Annotated in this window: 1 protein-coding gene; it reads right to left on the reverse strand. The window is 57.8% G+C overall.

Going from position 1 to position 2,196, the window contains the following annotated elements; genetic code table 11:
- Positions 1 to 196: 196 nt before the first annotated feature.
- Positions 197 to 1,891 (reverse strand): phospho-sugar mutase, encoded by a 1,695-nt coding sequence (locus AB5Z14_RS10130; protein ID WP_055252695.1) that lies wholly within the window; start codon positions 1,889 to 1,891, stop codon positions 197 to 199.
- Between the last annotated feature and the right edge of the window lie 305 nt (positions 1,892 to 2,196).

The raw sequence follows: 2,196 nt of genomic DNA on the forward strand, positions 1-2,196 counted from the left end.
GCGGCTCATCCGGTTCGACCGGGCCGCGCGGCAAGGAGATATATTGCCAGACCGGAGGGGCGCCGGGGGCGGGAATCTGGGCGTACACATTTCCTACACATATAAGTACTCTCGGCTGGCTGGTTAAAAACAGAAGGGGACCTCGCTTCCGAGATCCCCTCTTTCGCCTATCTACAGCAATAGACTCTTAAATACCTTATGCCAGCAGCTTGCGACCGGACTCCTCGATCGCGTCAAGTGCTGCATCTGCCTCGGCGGCATCCGCGCCCTTAGCGAAGATGTACAGCTTGATCTTGGGCTCGGTGCCGGAAGGACGAACGATACCCTTGTTGCCACCCTCAAGATCGAACTCAATGACATTAGCCTTCGGCAGGCCGTTCACGCAGGTGTTGTAATCCACGACGGCCTCAATCTTGGAACCGGCGAGCTCCGCGGGCGGGTTCTCGCGCAGACCGGCCATGATGCCGGCCATCTTTGCCGCACCCTCAGCACCCGGATAGCTCAGCGAAATCGTCTTGTTGTGATAGTAGCCATACTTCTCGTACAGCTCGTGCATCGCATCGGCGAGGTTCTTGCCCTGGAGCTTGTAATACTGTGCCATCTGGCAAATCAGAAGCGAAGTGCTCACGGCGTCCTTGTCGCGCACGTGGTCGCCGGCCAGATAGCCGTAGCTCTCCTCGAAACCGAAGATAAAGCGGTCGACCTCGCCAGCATCGGAAAGCGAGGTAATGATGTCGCCGATGTACTTGAAGCCCGTCAGGCAGCGACGGAGCTCAAAGCCATACTCCTCGGCCAGAGCGTCAACCATGGCGGAAGAAACGATTGTAGTAACGGCAACCTTCTTAGTGAGGTCCTCGCCGCGGGCGGCACGGGTCTTGCAAATATAGTCGAGCAGCAGGACGCCCATCTCGTTACCGGTCAGCAGTAGGTAGTCATCACCATTCTTGACGGCAACGCCAACACGGTCGGCGTCGGGATCGGTCGCAAGCAGCAGATCAGGGTGAACCTGCTCGCAGAGATCGATGCCCTTCTGCATGGCCTGACGGATCTCGGGGTTAGGATACGGGCAGGTCGGGAAATCGCCGTTAGGCTCCTTCTGCTCGGGAACAACCGTGACATCGGTGATGCCAGCGCGCTCGAGCACCGTCGTGACGGGAATGAGCCCGGTGCCGTTGAGCGGAGTGTAGACGAGCTTAAGCGGTGCGCCGGCAATCTCCTCGGCAGAAAGGTTAGTCACGCCGCGGGCGAGAACGGCGTCGTAATAACGCTCGAGGCACGAGTCATCGATCCATTTAACCAGACCCTGCTCAAGAGCCTCATCGAAGTCCATGGACTTCACGCCGGTAAACGTATCGGTCTCGGCGATAGCCTTAGAAATTGCATCGGCGGCCTCGCTGGTGATCTGGCAGCCGTCGGGGCCATAGGCCTTATAGCCGTTATACGGCGCCGGGTTATGGCTAGCGGTCATGCAAATGCCACCGGAGCACTTAAGATCACGGACGGCCCAGGAGAGCGTCGGCACAGGGGAAATCTTGGGATACACGAGGGCAGTCACGCCGTTTGCTGCAAGAATGGCAGCCGTCGTCTTAACGAACAGCTCACCCTTATTGCGGCTATCGCGAGCGATGGCGACCGTCGGATGCTCGAAGGTCGCATTGAGGTAGTCAGCGAACCCCTGGGTCGCACGACCGACCGTATAGATATTCATACGGTTAGTGCCCGCACCGATAGTGCCGCGAAGACCGGCAGTACCGAAGGCGAGATCCTGGAAGAAGGCGTCAGTGATGGCGTCCTCATCACCCTGCTCCTTCATCGTGTTGAGCTCAGCGAGGAGCTCCTCGTCCTTGACATTGGCAATCCAAGTATCAAGCAGCTCATGAACATCTGCCATGTGAGTCCTTCCGTCACAATCAATAAAACGACCCGTGTAAAAACAGGACAAGCGCAGCAGTGCGCTAAAGCAAATATTAGTCCATTGAGAACAGAGAACCGGCCAAAGAACGGTGAACGTCTATATTCAGCGGTGGATGATTAAATTGATTTAATTGCATAAGGAATGTTGCCCGTAAACGCAAAAAAGGGGGAGGCCGCGAGGCCTCCCCCTTCTCAATTCAAGCGCACGGCTCGGTGCCGTCCACCGGTCAGCGGCGCCCTGGCCTCCCACGGGCTGGCCCCGCAGTACTCTCGGCGCGATGG

Origin of the sequence: Collinsella aerofaciens, from assembly GCF_040910265.1 — a bacterium.
Lineage (GTDB): Bacteria > Actinomycetota > Coriobacteriia > Coriobacteriales > Coriobacteriaceae > Collinsella > Collinsella aerofaciens_BK.